Source organism: Novosphingobium sp. ST904, assembly GCF_001298105.1.
In the GTDB taxonomy this organism is placed as follows: domain Bacteria; phylum Pseudomonadota; class Alphaproteobacteria; order Sphingomonadales; family Sphingomonadaceae; genus Novosphingobium.
The window spans coordinates 1-2,721 of the sequence record NZ_LGJH01000049.1 but is presented as its reverse complement, the minus strand read 5'-3'; the positions used below and the strand labels follow the sequence as shown (position 1 = coordinate 2,721).

Here is a 2,721-nt window from a genome sequence, read left to right as displayed (position 1 = left end):
GGCGTGGCGAGCCCGAGGGCGCAGGGACAGGCGATCACCAGCACCGCAATCGCATTGAGCAAGGCATGGCCCAAGCGGGGCTCAGGGCCGACCAGCATCCACACGGCGAACGTCGCTACAGAGATCAGTACGACCAACGGCACGAACCAGCCTGAGACGCGATCGGCGACTGCCTGAATCGGGGCGCGGCTGCGCTGCGCTTCTGCGACCATGCGGACGATGCGCGCAAGCATCGTGTCGGAGCCGACCGCGCGCGCTTCCAAGACCAGGCTTCCCGTGCCGTTGACGGTGCCCCCGGTGACAGGAGTCTCGACTTCCTTGAGGACGGGGGCGGGCTCCCCGGTTAACATGGATTCGTCGACCGAGGAGCGGCCCTCGACTACCACGCCATCGACCGGGATCGCTTCACCGGGACGGACCCGTAGCCGATCGCCCACCGCCACTTTGGCAAGGCTGACTTCCTCCTCGGAGCCGTCTGGTTTCAGCCGGCGCGCCATCTTCGGCGCGAGGTCCATGAGTGCGCGGATCGCGCGTCCCGTCGCTGCTCGGGCGCGCAGCTCGAGCACTTGGCCGAGCAGCACCAGCGTCACCACGACGCCGGCGGCCTCGTAATAGACCGGAACTATCCCACCATGCGTGCGGAAGGTGGCGGGGAAAATGCCCGGCGCGATCGTCGCGACCAGGCTGTAGAGGAATGCCGCGCCGACCCCGATCGCGATCAAGGTGAACATATTGAGGTGGCGAGTGCGAAGCGAGGACCACCCCCGCTCGAAAAATGGCCAGCCTGCCCACAGCACGATCGGCGCGGTGAGCGCGAGCTGGACCCAGGGAGACGCCGCAGGGCTGACGATGCGCAGGCCGAGCATTTCGGCGAACATGGAGACGACGAGTAGCGGAATCGCGAGCACCCCCGACACCCACAGCCGCTGCGTGAAGTCGATCAGTTCCGGATTTGGGGCGTCGTCGAGCGACGGTTCTTCCGGTTCCAGCGCCATCCCGCAAAGCGGACAGGCGCCCGGTTCTTCCTGGCGGATTTGCGAGTGCATCGGGCACGTCCACATCGCTCCCGGCGTCGCCTTCGGTTCGGGCTTGGGCTTGGGCTTCAGATAGGCGTCCGGATCGGCGATGAACTTGGTCCGGCACCCAGCGCTGCAAAAGCGGTAGGTATGGCCCGCGTGCTCGGTATGATGCGCCGTCTTCGCTGGATCGACCGTCATGCCGCACACTGGGTCCATGACCATCGCCGGGGACTCTTCATCCCTCGCTTTGTCCGAGCAGCAACCGCCGTCAGCCTCAGCCGGGGCGGGCGAACAGCACGCGGGAACCTCGGGCTGGGCAATGGCGGGCTCGGCGCTGTGCTTTCCTGAGCAGCAGCCACCGGCGCTTGGGGCGTGGGAATGCGGATCGTTCATGGCAGACCTCCTCGACCCGATGACATGTAGGGTCTGACACCGTGTCAGAGTCAAGCTTCCTTGCCCGAGCGGGGCTGGAGCTCGGACGCACGCGGATGTTGGACCATCGAAGCATGTGGAATTTGGGTCAGCGGGTGATGAACATCACCCGCTCCTGAAAGCTGGCGGGCTATCGTCGCCGGCGATCAGATCGTGTGCGATAACCACGAGACGACCGAGAGATGCCGGAACGGCAATAGACGTGGAAAGGCGGCAAACGAAGACCGAACTTGATTATGCCGATGTCACTCAGGCTTGGCGTTTTCCTCGGCGGCCGGCGATAAAACCGCCAAAAATCCCGAGCATCGTCGCAAGGCCGAGTGCAAGGCGGCCCGGACCGTTCTTGACCGCAAGCTCTGTATTAGCTCCTGGAGGTCCAGCATCATCATCATCGGGCAAACAGCGCGGATTGAGCAGGCCGGGAGCCATTATTTCTCCGCATTCAGGACAGAACATGGTGTTTCCTTTGAAACGTGAGGCGCTATCCTGGGTATAACCTAAACATCGGAGGCGAGCGACGCCGTAAGCGACGTGCTATCACAGAATATTTTAGAAGGAGCGTTCCGCACATGGTCAATTCAAGCTCGAACAAGGTGGAAGCAGCATTCCTGCAGCGCCAGGAGGCTCTATCGAGATGGGAGAATGAGGGCGGCGCAGGTAAGGACGAGGTGCAAGCTGCCGCGCACGAAATGACGAATGGCGAAATGGTGCACCTTCGGATTCGCGTTATTGCGCTGGAGAATCTGGTCATCACATTGCTTGCGGAAGGGTCAGATCGGCAGATCGAGGTTGCTCGAGAAATGGCGGCCTATATCTCCCCGCGAGCAGGCTTCACCCCGCACCCTCTCACAACCCAAGCGGCGGATCACATGATCGATATAGTCGATCGCGCGATGCCTTTTCGGACAATGCAGTCCATCAAGAGGACGGCGTCGGCACCATCATCTCCATACAAGCACACGCCGATTTTCGACGAGAACACGATTCCGGCCGGGCTGCGCAAGGAGCATCGCACCAAAGCTGGGGTCTGGGGCGTCATCCGGGTGCTCGATGGCCGACTGCGCTATCACGTGCTTGATCCAGCCTCGGAGACGATCCTCGATCCTGAACATCCCGGGTTGGTGCTTCCGGACCAGCCCCATTGCGTCGAGCCGCTCGGACCAGTGCGGATGCAGGTCGAGTTTTACGACCATCTCCCCGATCCGTCGGTTCCGCAACTCGGTGATTGACGTCCATTTTAATTTATTAAGCCGAGGGGAGCCGTCGTGAG

The 2,721-nt window shown here is 62.4% G+C and carries 3 protein-coding genes; 1 reads left to right on the top strand and 2 read right to left on the bottom strand.

Annotated elements, in window-relative coordinates:
• Both ADT71_RS00390 and ADT71_RS30885 read right to left on the bottom strand, forming a co-directional pair.
• The coding region (locus ADT71_RS00390) for an HAD-IC family P-type ATPase (protein WP_369818135.1) at window positions 1-1,241 on the bottom strand (1,241 nt) is incomplete at its 3' end.
• A 459-nt stretch (window positions 1,242-1,700) separates the two neighbouring features.
• A complete protein-coding gene (locus tag ADT71_RS30885) occupies window positions 1,701-1,907 on the bottom strand; it encodes a hypothetical protein (protein WP_132470526.1) in 207 nt (68 codons plus the stop codon).
• Between the two features lie 452 nt (window positions 1,908-2,359).
• On the opposite strand from ADT71_RS30885, the gene ADT71_RS31805 reads away from it, so the two are divergent.
• Window positions 2,360-2,680: a DUF1971 domain-containing protein gene (locus tag ADT71_RS31805; protein WP_054434128.1), complete on the top strand. Its 321-nt coding sequence runs from the start codon at window positions 2,360-2,362 to the stop codon at window positions 2,678-2,680.
• Window positions 2,681-2,721 lie beyond the last annotated feature (41 nt).

Coding starts and splice junctions, on each gene's coding strand:
- ADT71_RS30885 (WP_132470526.1), bottom strand. CDS start 1,907: ATGTTCTGTCCTGAATGCGGAGAAATAATGGCTCCCGGCCTGCTCAAT.
- ADT71_RS31805 (WP_054434128.1), top strand. CDS start 2,360: ATGCAGTCCATCAAGAGGACGGCGTCGGCACCATCATCTCCATACAAG.